The organism is Paenibacillus sp. GbtcB18, from assembly GCF_019091125.1.
Classification (GTDB): domain Bacteria; phylum Bacillota; class Bacilli; order Paenibacillales; family NBRC-103111; genus Paenibacillus_F; species Paenibacillus_F chitinolyticus.
Map to the genome: position 1 here is coordinate 1 of NZ_JAGXJX010000007.1, position 18,101 is coordinate 18,101.

Sequence of the window (18,101 nt, forward strand, 5' to 3'; positions counted from 1 at the left end):
CTTCTTTGCATGTTTATAAAGGCATAATCATAGCTCTTGGGCCAAGCGGAAAATGTAGGAGACTATGCGCCACGGCTGTTCCTTTCACATTTTTCGCCGATAGCCCCGTTAAGCTGAGCCTTATCATAAGTGACGGCGAAATTTTTTGCAGTTATGGCGTGAAGAAGAACCGTACTAATAAATCGCTGATGGGTTGATTGCTCCTGTCAGTTAACAAGAAGTCAAGGCATTATTCTCAATCACTTGTCCTTTCTTTCAATAAAATAATCTTATAGTCGAACAGGGTGCATCTCGAGAGAGATGCATTTTTTCGTCTCTAAATTACAGCAAGATGTGGAAAGCCGAGCGAAACCCGTTATGTTATTTTCTTTGTAGAAAAGGAATGATCAAATTCGAGAAAAGAAAGGAGCAGACAGAATGACAGGCGAGCCGCGATTTACAAATCAGAATCGGTAGGGAGTTTTTTGATAGGTGCATAGATATGGTAGGTCGAATCCAGATGGTGGATGTCATCAAAAGCTTGAATGAGTTCAATATCGGTTTCTGCCGTTTCCTGCCTGGAGATCTTTAAAAATCTGGCATAGTCGCTTTTCAGTACATCCCCAATGTCAAGTAGTTCACCACAATAGTTGAATCTGGCACAAAAAATCTGCGGCACATCAACCGTGAAATAATAAGGTTTACCAATTTCAATGCTGCTTGGGATCCCAAACAGAACCTTAAACCGAGTTGAATCGGGTTGACAGTTTGAATAAATGACATAACAGGGACCATTTATGGTTTCATCAATGTGACTTAACAGCATTTCTGAATGTGCGCGAATCTTCTCCTTGTAATCATCATTGGCTAAATTCACTTCAAAGGCGATCCCACTGATTCGGGTCTCCTTGAATTCGGTCAGGGTGAAATCCGTGACGATATCACCGTTAATGTTTTTAACGGGTCTTTTCACTACAGTAGGTATGGGGACCGGGGAGATAGTTGTAATTCCTGTTTTTAAAGAACTTGGAGATATACCGTATTGTCGTTTGAAAGCACGAGTGAATGAGGCTTGTGTACCGAAGTTGAGCTGATAAGCAATATCGGTTAATGATTTGTTTTTGTTTTGAATAAAGGTTAAAGATGCATTCAATCTTCTGGATAGGATGTATTGGTTTAACGAACAGCCCATCATAGCAGAAAACAGCCGATGAAAATAGTATTTAGACAAATTGAAGGTATTGGCAACGGATTCTACGGTTAAGGATTGTTGAAAATGGCCCTCGATATGGATCAAAGCACGTTCGATGACTTCGTTATGGTCCATAATAACTCCTTATATCAAGTGTTTGCAGGTAAGGTAAGTATACCATACGTCCATCAGCAAATAAATTTACTATCTTAGGAGGCAAAAAAGATGATGCGAGACCGAAGGAATGCAAGGATACTGGGGATTTTTTATATCCTTGCTGCAATGACGTCAATCATAGCGGTTGTTTTGTATGGGCCGATTTTGTCAGATCAATGGCAGATGGCCGTGGCAAATGGATCGGAAACGAAGGTCTTAATCGGTGTATTAAATGACCTTTTGCTTGTGGTGTCCGCTGTTGGAACAGCAGTCATGCTGTTTCCCTACGTTCGGCATTGGAATGAGCATCTTGCATTAGGGTACCTTTGCTTTCGATTTATGGAAGCCGTTTTTATTGTGATCGGCATCGTATGTATATTAGGCTTATTACGGCTTAGTGTGTATTATGATGTAGCCAGCTCGGCAAGTGGAACCAACCTTGAGCCTATAGGGTTACTGCTGCAGGATATTTACCACTGGACTGCTATGCTAGGTCCAAATTTCATGTTGGGCATAAATACTGGTCTGTATAGTTATTTGCTTTATCGAGCAGGCTATGTGCCTAAACCGCTAGCGATATTCGGTATGGCTACAGCTGTTATGGTGTTTATAGCTGGCTTATTGCAAATGTTTGGTATCGTAGGGCCATATTCGGCGGCAAAAGGGCTTATCGCACTGCCTGTGGGCGTTTACGAGATGAGCTTGGCAGTCTGGTTAATGGTAAAGGGATTTCATAGGGAGAACCTTGCAAAGTTACGAGTAAAAATAGCCTCTTCGTCTATAGCGAAATAATCGAAAATTTTTTGATCAGGAGATTAAGAGGTGATGATGATTCAACTCATAGATTTATTTTTATACGAAATGAAGTCGCCATTATTAGATGTTTTTTATATTCAATATGTTTGACGTATACGAAAGTGAACAGAATTGGGAGCAGCTAAAGTGAAGCGGTTGGCAACGCTGCGCCGCGGCCGCTCCTTTCGCATTCCGATAGCAGCCTTGGAAACGCTTGGAAGACCCATTGGGGTCGAGAATAGCGATACCCCTGCAGCAGCATCATGAACAGTACTTACGGCATTATATGACAAATATCGTTAGGGATTGCACGACAACATATGAATCGGCCGAAACGGTAAATGGATTGTGGCATACTAAGGTTTTTAGCATAGGATTGGCATACAGTAGAGGAAAGCCCGACCGGTAACCGGTCCGGCTTTCTCTGTCTAATGGGGAATGCAAATTCCTACTAGCGCCAAAAGGTAATTTGTTCACTATGCAAGCGCACAGATTCATGGCCCTCGTCTTTCGCTTTTCCGATTGAGAGGATCATGACCGGTACGTACCTTCCGTCGTCCAGATCAAATGTGCTAACAACCTTATCACGTTCAAAGCCTGCCATAGGATTGGTGTCATACCCATGCGCACGGGCTACCAGCATTAGTTGCATGGCAAATAAACTTGCATCAATTTTGGCAATTTCGACCTTTAATTCTCTAGGTATTTGAGGGTACATACTCATAATTTGTGTGACCTGCTTGTCGCGTACATCCTTAGGCATTTTCCCTTGTTCCACAGCAGTATTATAAATCTCCTCTACATATAACTCACTCTGAGTATCACCCAAAATAATGAGCATCGCCGCAGATGTATCATTTTGTCGTGTATTGAACTGTACAAGAGGCCGGAGTTTGTTTTTCCCTTCAGGGGAATGAACGACGATAACGCGCCATGGCTGCATATTCGCGGAAGAGGGCGCTAAACTTGCTTTTTGAATGATAGCGTGCAATTCTTCCTGTGAAATTTTGACGTTTTCATCGTAAAGTCGTATGGAGCGCCGGCTAGTAATAATGTTGACAAAATCGTTATTTTGGATATGTTCCAGCATGATATCTCTCCTTTTGATGTGACCAGTTGTTTTGACAGTAGTGATGTCACTGGTTATCATGTTGTTAGCATAAACTATGAACCTTGGTTTATAGCAAAATTAATTATTCTACATGCAGAAGGGGTTAGGTTATGAAAGCGAATGAAGTATCCAGACTGACGGAGCTACCCATATCCACCTTGCGATTCTATGAACGCAAACAGTTGATCCCGGAGCAGTTTATATCAAGGGATGAAAACAATTACCGCGTATATGATGAAGAAGTGGTTAAATATTTGCAGGATTTGAGAATGCTGCTCACGTTGGGTTTTACGATTCAGGAATTAATTTTACTCATAAATGAGAGTTCCCATACGGAGAAGAAAGCATTGGTGAAGTATAAAATTGAACATATTCAGGAGCTGGAAGCAAAATTGGAAGCATCAAAAACATTCTTAAAGGATGTGTTAAAGGGCAAGGCGAATTTTCAGACCGGATGCAAATCTAAGCATGCAACGTGATATTTAAAATTAGGGGAGTGAAAGATGAAAGTTCTAGTTGTAGAAGATGACAAAACCATTGCAGACGGACTGCATTATTCGCTTTACAGCGAGGGATATGAGGTTTCGATTTGTGAAAATAAGCAAAAGGCATTAGACACAATCAGACAAAAGAGTTTTGACATCTATTTACTCGACCTTACTTTACCGGACGGTAGTGGTTATGAGATTTGCGAATATGTAAAAGAAAATCAGAATGCTCCTGTCATTTTCTTGACTGCGTGTGATGATGAGATCCATGTAGTTCGAGGTTTAGATATGGGAGCGGACGATTATATAACAAAACCATTACGCATTCGTGAGCTGATTAGCCGAATGAAATCATCACTTAAGCATTATCAAAAAGAATTATCTTCGACTGATATTATGAAGATTGGAAATATTGCCGTAAATACAAAACTGGCTAAAGTGTATAAAGGAACAGAGGAAGTGGTGCTAACCTCGTTAGAATACCGTATGCTGTTAGCATTTATAAATAATAAAGGTCAAGTTTTGTCCAGAAATCAGCTGTTAGAGGGCATATGGGATCTAGAGGGAAACTTTATTAATAACAATACGCTTTCTGTATATATTAAACGTCTGCGAGAAAAGCTGGAGGACGATAGCCAGAATCCTAAAATCATTGAAACCGTACGCGGACTTGGATATCGTATGGGTGGCAGTCATGGTTAAAAACAAAGACGTAAAGCTATTATATATGAGTAGTACACTCATTTCAGCTATCGGAATGGCAATTATTTGGATGATTGATTGGAAAGCAGGGGTTGTAGCCATTCTTATACTACTCCTTCTCTTTTCATGTTTTTTCTTATTTACTCGAAAACGCTATCAAGATATTAAAAAGCTATCTGATTATTTAGCCTCCGTTTATTCAGGTCAACCCACCATGGATATTCGGGATAACGTTGAAGGTGAATTGAGCATTTTGAAAAATGATATTTATAAAGTCACTTTAACTTTATCAGAGCAGTCTATGCTTCTAAAAAAAGACAAATTATATTTAGCAGAGACACTTTCAAACATCTCTCATCAACTAAGAACACCACTTACTTCAATGTTTGTCATGGCAGATTTGTTGAATAGTCCTAGTCTGCCTCAAGACAAAAGGGAAGAGTTTTTAGTCAATATCATGAATCAATTAAATCGTATTGAATGGCTCGTGACCTCATTGCTCAAGCTATCCAAAATTGATGTCCATAGTGTAGCTTTCAAAAAGGAAATCGTATCTGTCAAAAAAATGTTAAACAAAGCTTTAGAACCACTTCTTATCCCGATGGAATTGAAAAATCAACAGCTTTCTATATCTTGTGATGAAAATCTTTTTGTGACTGTAGATGAAAACTGGACGATTGAATCGATCTTAAATGTGATTAAAAACGGGATAGAGCATACACCAGTTGGAGGAGAAATAGCCATTTCGTGTAAGGAAACACCTTTGTATACGCAAATTATAATTGCAGATAGTGGTGAGGGAATCAGTCCAGAAGATGCACCACACATTTTTGAACGATTTTATAAAGGAAAAAATGCTGGCCCTGACAGCATTGGAATAGGCCTAGCTATGTCCAAAACAATCTTACAAAGTCAAGGCTACGATATAGGAATGGAAAGTCAGCTCGGTATAGGAACAAAGTTTATTATTAAATTTTTCAAGCAAATTATTTAGTGACTAATCTGTAAGAAAAAAGTCACCGACAAGACATCTTTGTCAGGTAATTTAATACGTATGAATCAATCTAGGAGGTTTAATATGGAGATTTTACGAGTAGAGCACCTGACAAAGACATACGGCAAAGGCGAAGCGGCTGTTACAGCACTTGATGATATTTCTTTTTCCGTACAAAAAGGAGAGTTTGTAGCGATTATTGGTCCGTCTGGTTCAGGCAAGTCTACACTGTTGCATATTTTAGGCGGCGTAGACACACCTACATCTGGTAAGGTGATTGTTGACCAAACAGATATATATGATATGGATGAAACAAGACTGGCAATTTTTAGACGCAGACAGATTGGACTTATCTATCAATTTTACAATCTCATTCCTGTCCTTAATGTGAAAGAAAACATTACCTTACCTTTACTGTTGGATGGGAGAGAAGAAAATCATGATAACTTAAATAGTATCGTAGAGGTTTTAGGTCTAGGGCATCGATTAAAGCATTTGCCAAATCAACTATCTGGTGGACAGCAACAGCGTGTTTCAATAGGTCGTGCGTTAATTAACAGTCCCGCTATTGTATTGGCTGATGAGCCTACGGGGAATCTGGATACCAAAAACAGTGAGGAGATTGTAAAGCTCTTTAAACGATTCCATAGAGAACGGGATCAAACACTGATCATTATTACACATGATGAAAACATTGCGTTGCAAGCGGATCGGATTATTTCTATCCAGGATGGCAGAATTTCAAGAGATGAGGTGAACCGGCGATGAATATCGTCAATCAGCTCACCTTGCGTTATATGAAGCAAAATAAGAGTCGTACACTTGTTACGATCATCGGTGCTGTGATTTCGGTCGCGATGCTAACAGCAGTTTTTACAATCAGCGGTTCTTTCATGGATATGATGCAGAGAAGCACCATTGCCTACACGGGTAAATGGCAAGCAGCTTTTAAAGATGTTGCTGGGGAAGATGTAACGAACATTACGAATACAGAAGTGATTGAAAGATATGATATCGAGCACCAACTCGGTTTTGCACGACTCCCTAATTCTAAAAACGGCAAGAAGCCCTATTTGTATGTTTCTGAACACAGTAATCTTGATGTGATAGGGGTGAGTCTAATCAATGGCCGCTTGCCTCAGAATGAACATGAACTGGTGCTTTCATCGCAATTTGTAGAGACTTCCGGTGTCCACTGGCAGGTTGGTGATGTAATCACATTGGAATATGGAGAGCGTAGCGGAACTGTGGATGGCAAGAAAATGTCATTGGCTAATAATTATGCTTATCAAGCAGAGGAATTCTTTACGCCGAAAACCACTAAAACATACACCATTTCTGGGATTGTTCAAGCACCTGCTAGAGAGCAGGATGCAGCTGCTGCATACCGTGCATTCAGCGGTCTTTCCAAGGAAAATTTGAGATCCGGTTCTCCCTACACAGTAAGCGTAGAATATATGGATTATAAAGAATTAGGGAATAACATCTATGGTACTAGTAAAACGATCGCTAACAAAGTAAGACAAGTTAAATCAAACGAAGTGAAAATTGAGTATAACAAAAATCTTTTGCTCTATTCCGGGATTTCGAATGATTCTCGGTTTGTTAAGACTATGTATTTGACGGTATTTACCATTGGATCCGTCATTCTAATTGGATCTATATCGCTTATCTACAACGCGTTTGCAATCTCACTTTCAGAGCGCAGTCGAACTTTGGGGATGTTATCCAGCGTGGGGGCGACCAAACAGCAAAAGAGGGCTTCTGTATTTTTTGAAGCTGCTGTGATCGGAATCACCGCTATACCTACTGGTATACTTTTAGGGTCTTTGGGTATTGGTGTTACTCTTCATCTACTCAATCCGTTCATTCAAAAAATGTTTTCTGTCAGTGAGCAGATGCGTTTGGTGATAAAGCCGTTCGACATTATTGCTGTCATCTTATTTTCTATTTTGACACTACTGATTTCGGCTTGGTTACCAGCCGTAAGAGCATCAAGGATTACTCCGATAAATGCTATCCGTCAGACAAAGGATATTGAAATTAAAGGAAAAGATATACGCACATCTAAAATCACCCGTAGGTTGTTTGGGTTTGAAGCTGTACTTGGATTGAAAAATCTAAAAAGGAATAAACATCACTATCGTGCAACCGTTTTTTCCCTTGCGATCAGTGTAATCTTGTATTTATCCGCCTCTTCTTTTTCGATGTATTTGGAAAAATCCTTTAACATGGCACAGGCACCGATACCATACGATGTATCAGTCTCGGTAAATGGGGCCGATCCAGAAAACATGAAGTCATTAACGAACGAACTGATGTCTGTAAAAAACGCTACTACAAAAGTGAAAACCCAAATTTTTACTGCTGAGCTAAGTCTCAAAGAAAACGAAGTCACCACGGACATTACCAGTCGCTTATCGCCTTATCAGGGTACTTACCAAATGAGTGCGAACATTATTTCGCTTGATGACGCATCTTTTACTTCTTATCTACAATCAGCGGGAATTAATGAAAAGAAACTCGAAGTGGGTGATACCGTTTCAGCGGTACTTGTAAATCGATTCACTTTGAAAGAAAAACATATTTTTACGGATATCTCCCAGCTCACAGTTACAGAAGGAACAGAATTACCCTTCAACGTAAATCCGCTTGATGGAACCAAGACACAAGGAAAAGTTGGAATTGCATCGATCACGGATAAACGTCCACCGAATATGTTTCGCTATCAGGAAACCCCTTCTACTGTGACACTTATTGTTTCAGAACAAGGGTTTGACAAGCTGCGTCAAGAACTAAATAACGATAAGTTGTCTAGTCTAATTGCCAGTGAGGTGCAATTTACTACAGTACAATCTGCTGAATTGGAAAAAGAAACAATATCTATTCTTAACGAATATCCAAATGTAGATGCCTATACTACCAACCTGATTGAGATTCGTCAGAATGAAAAGGATCGGGCTACAGTCATATCCGTTTTCCTATATGGTTTTGTGATTCTAATTGGACTTATTTGTACGGCAAATATAATCAATACGATTTCGACAGGAATGGCCTTAAGAAAACGTGAATTTGCGATGTTAGCTTCTATTGGCATGACTCCAAAAAGCATGAAACGAATGATACGCTATGAAGGATTGTTTTATGGAATGAAGTCACTGATATATGGTTTACCCGTAAGTCTATGCGTGATCTTTATCATTTACAAAATCCTTAGCCGCAATTTTTCATTTACTTTTACTTTACCTTGGGATGCTTTCTTACTTGCAGGAATGGGTGTGTTTTTCATTGTGGGGACGACCATACTATATGCGAATAGAAAACAAAAAGAACAAAACATTGTTGAATCACTGAAGAGCGAAAATTCTTAGATCATTTAAGTTGCAGATAGTACTACCTGGTTTAAGGAACAACATAAACAGCGGAGAGGATGCAGGTAGTCCTTTCCGCTGTTTGTTGTTTATAGAAACATGGCCGTAAGGTTGGATCTTGTAGCAAGGGTTACCTCGAAGCGCTTATATCTGCGGATGATCCCTTTTTCCTACGGATGAAGCGCCGATCGATGAAAAAAGCGATGGGCAAGGACAGGACGCCGAGCAAAACCGGTACGCCAAACGCTTCAAAAGAGAAGGAGCTGCCCTCCAGCTTCAGGTGGTCAGTTGCGCGATATTCGAGCCGCTTGGCGGCAAATTTCGCCGTCTGGATATCCTCCTGCCCGGCCAAATCCTCGAATGCGGGATCCATTGCAAACCGATCCGCCGCGTCGCGGTGCAGGAACAGCAGTTTCGCGCTGTTGCCGCTGTTCTTCCATTGGTTGAGGTCTTGGGCGGCTGTAGACTCGGCATCGGCACCGACAACAATCATTTTCGACAGCTTCGGCACGTCTTTTATCTGATAACGCGCGACTAGGTTCAGGCCGTGCTTCGTTACGATCGGTTCGTTCGCGCTGGAGACAGTCAACGTCGTTGTCGTACCGGAAGCGGCGTACGTATCGAATGCGGCGGACAAATCCAGTTCATCGGCGCCGTTATATAGCAGCACACCCGCCTTTACTTTGTTCCATTGAAAGGCGTTATTCAGTACGTACGTTATATCGCTCAGCCCGGCAACGAACGGTTTCATTTGCGGGTTTGTCACATAATCGTAAGAGGGATAGTTCATCTCTCCCGCCACTTTCTTCGCCGCCGCCTCGCCCAATTGCTGGGAGATGACGTATAGCACAGCGTCGATTCCCGATGTCAGACCGGCAGAAGATACAAGATTGCCTTGTGGGACGTAGCGCCGATCTTTCACCCACTGGATTTCCGGATAGTTTTTAATGAGCCGGTCGATGTCTCCCCAGTGCGTCGCAGCCGATTTGCCGTTCAGCAAGCCGGTATCCGCCAGGTTTTCAGCCCCATTGCAAATGGAGATCAATGTCGTCTTGGTGCCCGAGTGCTTCCGAATCCATTCACGGACAGGCGCATATTTTTTCTCGTCCAAAATCGGCATAAACGGAATGACGATAATGTCCGGGCTTTTGGCGAGCATCACATCCATCTCATCAAATGAATAATGCGGCACGACATCGAGTCCGCCAGTTAGTGATTTAATTTCGCGATTGGGGGCAACGCCGTATACATTGTAAGCTTCAGTCATCGCAAACATCTCGTACGGGACGAGAAAATCGAACACTTCCGTCACTTCGTTCGCCAGCAGCACGGCCACTGTCGGTTTGTTCGCGTCATATTTCGGTACCTTCACATCCGTCAATGAAGGGGTGGCTTTATCGTAAACCGACATTCCGGCATTCATTGTATTGACGTACCCGATGGCGCCTGTCCCCCCTACGACGACGACAAAAACGATGAGATAGATAATGATGCGTAATAAAGTTTTCACTTGCTGCGCTCCTCCCAGCTAGATTGCTTACCCGTAAAGCTTAACAAAACAAGATGAACCTATCCTCTGTCTGTGGTTCGGTAGAGGGGCCCTCCTAAAGTTTGAGCGACCACTGGACCTTGGTCTGTATTCTTTTTGCGGCATGACTCGATAGGGCTATAATGTTAACAAAACGGTGACAAATGCGCTGCTCGGAAATGAGCATCGTTTAATGATAAGAAACAGGCCATGATTCCCATATTTGGTCTTTTGGGCTTTAACCGTTATCGGTAGTAGAGAGAGGGCGTTCAGCTAATGGGCAGAATAATGCAACTATTTGATTAATCATTACGTCTAACATATGGAAAAATGAGGTATCGATTTACCGTCTACAGTTCGAATATATTGCAATTTTTGCGGGATTTCTTCGTATGACGGGAGTATATGGATTGAGTGAACACAGGGAGGATAACGGGGATGAGAATGCCAAGCGACAGCGAGCTGACATTGCTATTCGAGGGAGATGGACGACAGCTTCAACAATTTATTGAGAAGCATCATGAAAAACTCAAGCGCTATCAATTGATGGATGATGAATTGGCGGACGAGCTCGCGATCAAGAAGCAAATTCCGATTGTGTTTGCTTTTGTATACAGCGTCACTATAGATTGGGGAGAGGATGACGAGGAGATCGTCCGATTGTTCGGTAAACGGCTTCCAGATGAAACAGTCGAGGTGACGTCTACGGACAAAGGACTGGACGTTACCTACAATGGACAACTGCATTCGATTGCGCTTACCTTTACCGGAAATGATCGCTATATCACGATTCGCGGCTTTCAGGAGCTGATCCGGGACAAATACGAAATTCGACTATTTGAGGCCTCGTATCTTTCCGATACGCACGACTTTTTGATTTTACCGAAGCGGCAGTGGGAGGAACTGGATGTCCGGTATCCGGTGCGGAGTAGGGAGATATTCCGTGTCATCGATGATGAGCTGGATTTTCCGTAACCAGGATGTCTTAGCCCTGATTTGCTTGGGATAAAACAATAAAAAGCTATAGCTGCGGCAATAGTTTCATTTTTATAGCGGGTCGTATGTCAAACAAGAGCAATCAGGGATTTATTCTCTCGCGCCGAATTGGATTGATTACAGTACAAGGGAGCTGGCCACGACAGCTCCTTTTCGCATTTTTCGCGGATAGACCCGTTAATCTGAACCGTACCCTAAGTGACGGCGAAATTTCTGACATATAATCCTTAATGCTAGGGACATCGTACTTAACGTATTCTGTATTATTGGCATCTGTGCTCACGGTAGGAGTGATCACATAGCTTCTTCCTCTTTTGGAGCAAGCGGATTTTTCCGTAATTCCTTGGCCGTATCTCTCTATTTCGTACTGCAGGCATGTTTAATATGTACTGGAGGAAGTGTTATAGTTTAACTATGAATAAACAAATAAACACGAAACATCAGCGTAAACAGAAGCAATGGGAGCAAGAGAACAAAGCGCCAACGGAAATACAGGCGGGAATCGTTGTTTAAATCTCTTGGATTTGCTGCAGTGGTCTCGCTTTTTGTGTCCCTTCTTTTAATTGGAGTATTTTCGGTTCTGATCCTTTCGGTCAAATTTCCCCGCATGGGATGGTTGTCCTTTCTGTCGGAAGATCTGAAAATGCTGGCGATCAATGGCTCAGCTGTGTGTCTGGGCATTTTTTTATTCATAAGCGGAACAGCGCTATCCGGCTACTTGCGGCCACCGTATTCCATCGTAATGTCGCATGATCGGATTCAATTCTCGAAATGGGGCCGCCGCTACGATGTGGCATTCGAGGAACTGATCGGGGTCGAGCAAAAATTCAGAATCGCACGTTTTAGTTTTTTCTGGCTGCAAGAATACATTCTTTATACGCCCGAGCAGGTCATCAAACTGCCTATTAGATCTATCGAGGGCCATTATAAAGTGGAGGATCGGTTGTTGCAAAAAAATGAACAGCTGAATAATCGGAAATTGGAGGCGCTTGAAGCAACGGCGCAGTTACAAGCAAGTACAGATTCTTCCATATCCCCCGCGACTCGACTAACACTTACTTACAGCACAATAAAGACCCAGCGGATCGTCGTAGATTTTGAGCAAAACCGAATTATTTTTTCCGAAAGAAATCAACTGCCCGCAGACCAAATCAGGAAAATCGTCGTAGATTGCAAGGTAAGTTTGGAAAATGTCGGAGGCAGAAAGATCACATTCTGGCAGCAGGATGGCAGGAACTTTACCATCAAAACGAAAAATTATGCATGCTCGGACGCAGAATGGTTCACGCTGCTGCAAAATTTGCATATAGCCGCAAGGAAGCTGAACATTCCCCTTGAGGTCGATATTCCGCCGAATCGACCCCTTCATATCTTTTCAGTCAACAACGAGAAAGAGAGAGCGTCTTAGAAAAGCAGACCTCGTGCTCGTTAGACGGATTTGTGAGGAAGCCCAAAAAATTCTAAAACGCTACTGACACAATGTTGTCAGTAGCGCTTTTTTATAATGGACATGCAAACGTAAAGGAGATAGATAAGTTAAAAGTATGTTTTGCAACGGCTGTGGGACACAGCCCAACCTATTATTATCAGGAAGGAAGATATCTTGTGAATTTCGCTTCTGTACGCATCATTACTGACGACGTGGATCGTCTCGTCGAGTTCTATGAAAAAGTCATGGGGGTTTCGGCGGAGCGTCCCGCGCCCGTATTTGCCGAACTCGTTGTGCCATCATGCACCCTTGCAATCGGCCACTCCCAGACGACGCAGCTATTCGGCGCTGGTTCCGTAGTGGGGGCTAATAATCGCACTGTCATTATTGAATTCCGAGTCGACGATGTCGAGGCCGAATATGTGCGCTTGAAGCCATTTGTCGATAATTGGGTAATGGAACCGACCACGATGCCGTGGGGGAATCGCTCTATGCTGTTCCGCGATCCCGACGGCAACCTTCTTAACCTCTTCGAGCCGGTGACCGAGGATGCGATTAAACGGTTCGAAGGTAGGCATTGACGGGCAGTAAAAGATGGCCTTCAAATTTGCCGTTACAGACAGTGCGGAGAACCGTACCGTAAGTAACGGCGAAATTTCTGATATTAGCTGCTTGCCAGGTATGGGAAGCAGCCCTATGCGAAATTTCCCATTTTGCTTAATCTCTTCTATGAGGACGGAGACGGAAGAAAGGGGCTGGTGGTGCCAGCCCCTCTTTCATTTCTTTTTCTCCAACTCCGCTTATAATCTTGCGTTCTTTTCCAACAGCTCTTGCCGTAGCCTGAAATTTCAACTCTCTATGTTTGTCTCCAGAAACTCAAGATACTTTGGGTCGTTTTCCATAAAAATCTCAATACCGGCGCCTATGTAAGCCCGTGTTAACTCGTCAGCCGCCTTTTCAATAATAAGGGGAGAGGATGCAAGTTGCACAGTTGTATCTCCACGCTGCAGAACAATATTTTCTCCGCTCGCGGCTGATTGCCCTTCCTAATTAAGACTTGCTCTTCATCATGATGGCTGACGCTTTAGCTCTCTTTAAGTAAGGAAGCAATGAAATCAAGCCCAGGATCGCCAGAATAAAACCGACCCATAACGGAGAGTCGAGCCCGTATCCGCTGTCGATGGCCAGTCCTCCGATGGAGGATCCGACGACGACGCCGAGGCTAATAATCGATCCGTGAACGGTCGTAACAAGCGTGCCGGTCCCTGCAACGCGGGTGATGCGGGTCGACATAGCGGGATTCAGGGTCACCCCCGTTAGACCGATCATAATGACTGCAAGGACTGAGATGTACGGATTGCGTGGATAGAGTCCGAACGTCATTAGCGCTGCAGTTAAGAGCATCAATCCTATGGTTAGGGTTGGCATCATATATTGATCGGCAGTTCTGCCGGTAACAAGGTTTCCTGCGATGGTGGCTATGCCGTATATTCCTAATATAAGCGGAACCATAGTTGTGTCAAAGCCGGAGAGGTCGGTAAGGATAGGTGTAAAATAACTGAATGCGGCAAACGTCGCCCCGATAATGAGAAGGCTGGTCGCAAAGGCAGCCCATAGATTCGGATTTTTGAAACTCGCCAGTTCACTGCGCAAACTAACGGACTCCGAATGGGATGCGGTGGGGATCACTTTCATGCCCAAAATTCCGGACAGCAAAACCAGTACGACAACCGCCCAGAAACTGGACCGCCATCCGAAGTATTGGTTGAATAGCATCGCCGCGGGCAATCCGAGCGCGGTAGCAACCATTAAACCGCCAAGGACGATGGAAGCGGCACGACCGCGGTACTGAGGACTGACTAAGTCAAAGCAAATACCCAGCGAGATGCCGAAGCAGGCAGCGGAGGAAACCCCAGTAATGATCCGGGCAACCATCATCATCTCATAACTGTTGGCTGAAGCGCCAAGAATCTGACCGAACAGGAATATGGCGGAAATCAATAAGAAGGCCCTCTTCTTCGACACTTTGGACAAGCCAATCGCTAACAAGGGCCCCCCCACAATCATTCCTGCAGCATAAGCGGTTATAAGGTAGCCGACGGAAGCAATGGATACGTCAAATTCCTTCGATAACGAAGGCATAATTCCGGCCACCGTGAATTCGGCAGTGGTCATGGAGAAGATCATCATCCCCAGTACATAAATAGCAAACGGCATAGCAATTACCCCCATTTCTTAATGAATTGTAATGATCAGTACAAAATAAGGCGTGGTCATGATTCTAAGGGATCTGCTCAGACGCCTTTAATTTTTTATTAATCAGTACAAAATAAGCCGTAAAAAAGCGCAACGCTAAAATACGATTTCTAACGTTGCTTTGGCCATTTGAATGGCCCTTTCACGATTCTGAGCAGCATTGAGTACCCGGAGTCCATAATAATTGCCTAGAAAGAGGTGGACTAAATCCGAAGCCTGATGTGTCCGCGAGATCTCTCCCGACATCTGCCCCGTCTCAATAGCTTGCTGTAGAGCCTGCTCCAGCAAATCGACGTGTCGTTTGAATAGGCGTTCGACCACCGGATCTCTTTGCGCACGCTCCATTGCGGCATTGATCAATAAGCAACCTCTTCGATTCTCGTTTGCAAAGTCCTCTTGGATGGCCCAATCCAACAAAGCACGAAAGCGGTCTTTTATAGGCCCCTGTCCCTGGAGAATCTCAGTCTGGGCTTGGATGCCGATTTCATGGTAATGCAAGAGGGCTTGTTCATAAAGCTCATGCTTACTTCCGTATGCATTGTATAAGCTTCCTCTTCCTAGACCGGTTTGTTTACACAAATCTTCTGTCGAGCAAGCCTCGTAGCCAACTTCCCAGAATAATTCCATAGCCGAATCGATCACTGCAGTATCCTTAAATTCTCGGGGTCTTCCGCTTTTCCTCACTTCATTCATCCCCCTTCCCAGTCTCTAATAAAAACATCATAATCATTTTGTACTGATGTGTCAAATATTATACGTCTGAGTTCGCCGATAGACCCGTTAAGCTGAGCCGGATCAACGTTGCATCTACAGTAAATAGGCCGCCCCGTTCAGGGGCAGCCTTCTTGGCTTGCAAAGGAGTTATCTTCGAGAAATAGGTGATATACACTTGCCATTCCCACTATTTTTTAACCACAGGAACCCAAAATTCGCCATAGAAAGTGCCGTTATCGTTTTCTTTGCGATAAGTCGCATTTGGACCGCCGATGTAAGCATAGTCAGTGATTTGTGCCAAGACTTCGCCAAAAGCGCGGTAAGTCAACTGATCAAACAAAGTTTCCTTTTCACCGGTTCCTGCGAGCACGATGTACTCGCTTTCCGGAAATTCGATGATACGTGTTGCGTCAGCCACCGATTTGCTGGCTTCTACCGCGAAGTAATTCCACGGTCTGCCTTGATAAACCTCGTTGACGGACCATTCACGATTATCTTTTGCGGCCGCCTTGAGCTTATCAAAACGTCCGTCGGCCTTGAGTCCTGCCCAAAACTCTGCTTTTTCCTTTTGCAAAGCTGGAGCGTCTTGGAAATTGGATTGAAGTGAAAAACCATAAGCGGTCAATGTAAATGATTTTTTATGTTCAACTGTGTAATTTACCATGAGAGTGCTCCTTTGACTGAGATTAGTCTACTACTTTTTTGACACGAAGCCACATTTCCCCGTAGAATTTACCGTCTTCAATTGCTTTGACGAATGTTGAGTTACCAGGACCAACGTATTTGTAGTCTGTGATTTCTTGTAGAAGGCCACCGAAAACTTTGCCTGTTATTTCGTCAGCAAGGCGGTCTTTGTCAGAGCCTGTGTCAGGCACCACGAGGTAATCCCCAGCGAGGAAGTCGAGGACGACCACGTCTTCCACGTCGTATTCACCCTTCACGCCGAAGCCGCGCCAGGCTTTGCCGTTGATAGCGTAGTTGATTTGATATTCCTGCCCGTCAGCAAGCGCGAGAAGTTTGGCAAGCTTGCCGTTTTCAATGATTTCAGCTTTTTTCGCTGCAGTTTTGGTGGCATTACCTGCCCAGTCGTTGTAGTCCTCAAGTGAAACACCGAAAGCAGTCATTTTGTAGTTTTCCGAGATGGTTTGGATGGAGTAGGTAGACATTTTGATCTCTCCTTTAGGGTCATATCTTACAAGATTGATACTATTCGCTAAATGTATCAAAAAACGAAACCTTTTATCCGATATCAAAAAGTAATGCAAAATCAGTATCGAAATCAGTTCAAAATCAATATGGATGCTACATTTCTGATACAATAAAATCATGAAAAAGATAGAACGAGTGAACCTGATCATGCGCTTCATCAATAACCGCGCGCATTTCACGATTGCAGAGATTCAGCGTGAGTTCAAGATTTCCCGCGCGACGGCGATCCGTGACATTAACGAGATTCAGGCGATGGGTTTTCCGCTGACGACCGAGCTTGGGCGCGGAGGTGGATACAATGTCCTGCAAAATCAGTATCTGTCCGCCGTCCGTTTCACGCCAGAAGAGCTGAAAGCGATATTTATCAGCTTTATCGCTTCGAAAAATTCGCAGCTGCCCTATTTGCAAAATCGCCGTTCCATCACTGAAAAACTCATCGGCATCGCTTCGCAAACCCAGCACGACGAGTTGATCGAGCTGAATAATATCTTGCTTTTTGAAAATACAAATCCTGCTAATCCGAATCTATTGGAACTCGATGATGCGGCGCCTGCGGAGTTGAACCAGTTGATTTCGCTTGCTGCGCGGGATAAGCACTTGCGTTTGACTTATGAGCCGAGTCCCGGGTGGCCGCAGTTAATGGATGTTTTTTTGATTCATATTTTTAATTCAAACGCTCATTGGCTGGTTGAGGTTTACGATCTTGATACCGATGAGTTTCGTTATTTGCCTGTTGAGATGCTGCGGGACTCGGCCATTTCTGAACAGAAGATGAGGCGGTCTGAGCAAGAGATTTTAAGCAAAAAACGGCTTGGCGCACGTGAGTCCAATCTGATTGTAAAGCTCGATACGACTGGGATTCAGCGCTTTAAGCGCTTGCACCCGCCGGGGATTATTTTGTCCTTTACAGGGATGTTCCAGTCGAGTGGGATTTTCAATGCTCAACTGGATGTGACCGATGTTGAGACGCTGGAGTATTATGCGGATTGGCTTTTGTTTTTGGGGAAAGGGGTCGTGTTTGAACGGATTCCTGACGAGCTGCGCTTGATTTTGGAAGAGCGGTTAAGGGGAAGTGCTGACGCTTTAACAAAATATACGTAGGCACAAGTTAAGGCTATCCTGCTGCAGGATGGCCTTAACCATTATATTTTAGTCAATCGTCATCGGAAATGTCACATAAA

The 18,101-nt window shown here is 43.6% G+C and carries 18 protein-coding genes and 1 pseudogene; 11 read left to right on the top strand and 8 right to left on the bottom strand.

Translation table 11 applies throughout. The annotated features are described in order from the left end of the window. Positions 1-197 (top strand): hypothetical protein (locus KVT34_RS19680; RefSeq protein ID WP_217560527.1); only part of this gene is annotated, 197 nt, incomplete at its 5' end. Positions 198-436: 239 nt separating this feature from the next. On the opposite strand, the gene KVT34_RS19685 is transcribed toward KVT34_RS19680, so the two are convergent. Then, on the bottom strand, positions 437-1,306 hold the full coding sequence (locus KVT34_RS19685) for a helix-turn-helix transcriptional regulator (protein ID WP_217560528.1): 870 nt from the start codon (positions 1,304-1,306) through the stop codon (positions 437-439). A 90-nt stretch (positions 1,307-1,396) separates the two neighbouring features. Between KVT34_RS19685 and KVT34_RS19690 the strand changes: the two genes are divergently transcribed. Then, the gene (locus KVT34_RS19690) at positions 1,397-2,119 is read left to right on the top strand and encodes a DUF4386 domain-containing protein (RefSeq protein ID WP_217560529.1); all 723 of its coding nucleotides are present in this window, start codon (positions 1,397-1,399) and stop codon (positions 2,117-2,119) included. A gap of 454 nt (positions 2,120-2,573) precedes the next feature. Here KVT34_RS19690 and KVT34_RS19695 read toward each other — a convergent pair whose 3' ends face one another. Further along, entirely contained in the window at positions 2,574-3,212 is a 639-nt protein-coding gene (locus KVT34_RS19695) for a nitroreductase family protein (RefSeq protein ID WP_217560531.1), read from the bottom strand. Between the two features lie 131 nt (positions 3,213-3,343). Between KVT34_RS19695 and KVT34_RS19700 the strand changes: the two genes are divergently transcribed. The 5 genes from KVT34_RS19700 to KVT34_RS19720 all read left to right on the top strand — a co-directional run bounded on the left by KVT34_RS19700 (position 3,344) and on the right by KVT34_RS19720 (position 8,788). After that, entirely contained in the window at positions 3,344-3,712 is a 369-nt protein-coding gene (locus tag KVT34_RS19700; protein ID WP_217560532.1) for a MerR family transcriptional regulator, read from the top strand. A gap of 24 nt (positions 3,713-3,736) precedes the next feature. Further along, positions 3,737-4,423 carry a response regulator transcription factor gene (locus tag KVT34_RS19705; RefSeq protein WP_217560533.1) on the top strand — a complete coding sequence of 229 codons (687 nt, stop codon included), beginning with the start codon at positions 3,737-3,739 and terminating at the stop codon, positions 4,421-4,423. Next, complete coding sequence (locus KVT34_RS19710) at positions 4,416-5,417, top strand: sensor histidine kinase (RefSeq protein WP_217560534.1); 1,002 nt, start codon at positions 4,416-4,418, stop codon at positions 5,415-5,417. The genes KVT34_RS19705 and KVT34_RS19710 overlap by 8 nt, the downstream gene beginning before the upstream one ends. A gap of 84 nt (positions 5,418-5,501) precedes the next feature. Beyond that, positions 5,502-6,185, top strand: coding sequence for an ABC transporter ATP-binding protein (locus KVT34_RS19715; RefSeq protein WP_217560535.1), 684 nt, complete (start codon positions 5,502-5,504; stop codon positions 6,183-6,185). Next, a complete protein-coding gene (locus KVT34_RS19720; RefSeq protein WP_217560536.1) occupies positions 6,182-8,788 on the top strand; it encodes an ABC transporter permease in 2,607 nt (868 codons plus the stop codon). The genes KVT34_RS19715 and KVT34_RS19720 overlap by 4 nt, the downstream gene beginning before the upstream one ends. A 130-nt stretch (positions 8,789-8,918) precedes the next feature. Here KVT34_RS19720 and KVT34_RS19725 read toward each other — a convergent pair whose 3' ends face one another. Next, a complete protein-coding gene (locus KVT34_RS19725) occupies positions 8,919-10,298 on the bottom strand; it encodes a DJ-1/PfpI family protein (protein WP_217560537.1) in 1,380 nt (459 codons plus the stop codon). Between the two features lie 456 nt (positions 10,299-10,754). Here KVT34_RS19725 and KVT34_RS19730 point away from each other — a divergent pair, with 456 nt between their 5' ends. The 3 genes from KVT34_RS19730 (at position 10,755) to KVT34_RS19740 (ending at position 13,322) form a co-directional block, all read left to right on the top strand. Then, on the top strand, positions 10,755-11,291 hold the full coding sequence (locus KVT34_RS19730; protein WP_217560538.1) for a hypothetical protein: 537 nt from the start codon (positions 10,755-10,757) through the stop codon (positions 11,289-11,291). A gap of 526 nt (positions 11,292-11,817) precedes the next feature. Continuing rightward, entirely contained in the window at positions 11,818-12,720 is a 903-nt protein-coding gene (locus tag KVT34_RS19735; RefSeq protein WP_217560540.1) for a hypothetical protein, read from the top strand. A gap of 197 nt (positions 12,721-12,917) precedes the next feature. Beyond that, on the top strand, positions 12,918-13,322 hold the full coding sequence (locus tag KVT34_RS19740; RefSeq protein WP_217560542.1) for a VOC family protein: 405 nt from the start codon (positions 12,918-12,920) through the stop codon (positions 13,320-13,322). A 267-nt stretch (positions 13,323-13,589) separates the two neighbouring features. Here KVT34_RS19740 and KVT34_RS32975 read toward each other — a convergent pair. The 5 genes and pseudogenes from KVT34_RS32975 to KVT34_RS19760 all read right to left on the bottom strand — a co-directional run. Beyond that, positions 13,590-13,700, bottom strand: a pseudogene (locus KVT34_RS32975) (tetratricopeptide repeat protein); the annotation flags it as partial. Between the two features lie 91 nt (positions 13,701-13,791). Continuing rightward, positions 13,792-14,958: an MFS transporter gene (locus tag KVT34_RS19745; protein ID WP_217560544.1), complete on the bottom strand. Its 1,167-nt coding sequence runs from the start codon at positions 14,956-14,958 to the stop codon at positions 13,792-13,794. 135 nt (positions 14,959-15,093) lie between these two features. Continuing rightward, on the bottom strand, positions 15,094-15,681 hold the full coding sequence (locus KVT34_RS19750; RefSeq protein WP_217560867.1) for a TetR/AcrR family transcriptional regulator: 588 nt from the start codon (positions 15,679-15,681) through the stop codon (positions 15,094-15,096). Between the two features lie 217 nt (positions 15,682-15,898). Beyond that, complete coding sequence (locus tag KVT34_RS19755) at positions 15,899-16,375, bottom strand: GyrI-like domain-containing protein (protein ID WP_217560545.1); 477 nt, start codon at positions 16,373-16,375, stop codon at positions 15,899-15,901. 22 nt (positions 16,376-16,397) lie between these two features. Then, positions 16,398-16,877, bottom strand: a complete 480-nt coding sequence (locus tag KVT34_RS19760; RefSeq protein ID WP_217560546.1) for a hypothetical protein — start codon at positions 16,875-16,877, stop codon at positions 16,398-16,400. 178 nt (positions 16,878-17,055) lie between these two features. Here KVT34_RS19760 and KVT34_RS19765 point away from each other — a divergent pair, with 178 nt between their 5' ends. Further along, positions 17,056-18,021, top strand: coding sequence for a helix-turn-helix transcriptional regulator (locus tag KVT34_RS19765; protein ID WP_309244113.1), 966 nt, complete (start codon positions 17,056-17,058; stop codon positions 18,019-18,021). Positions 18,022-18,101 lie beyond the last annotated feature (80 nt).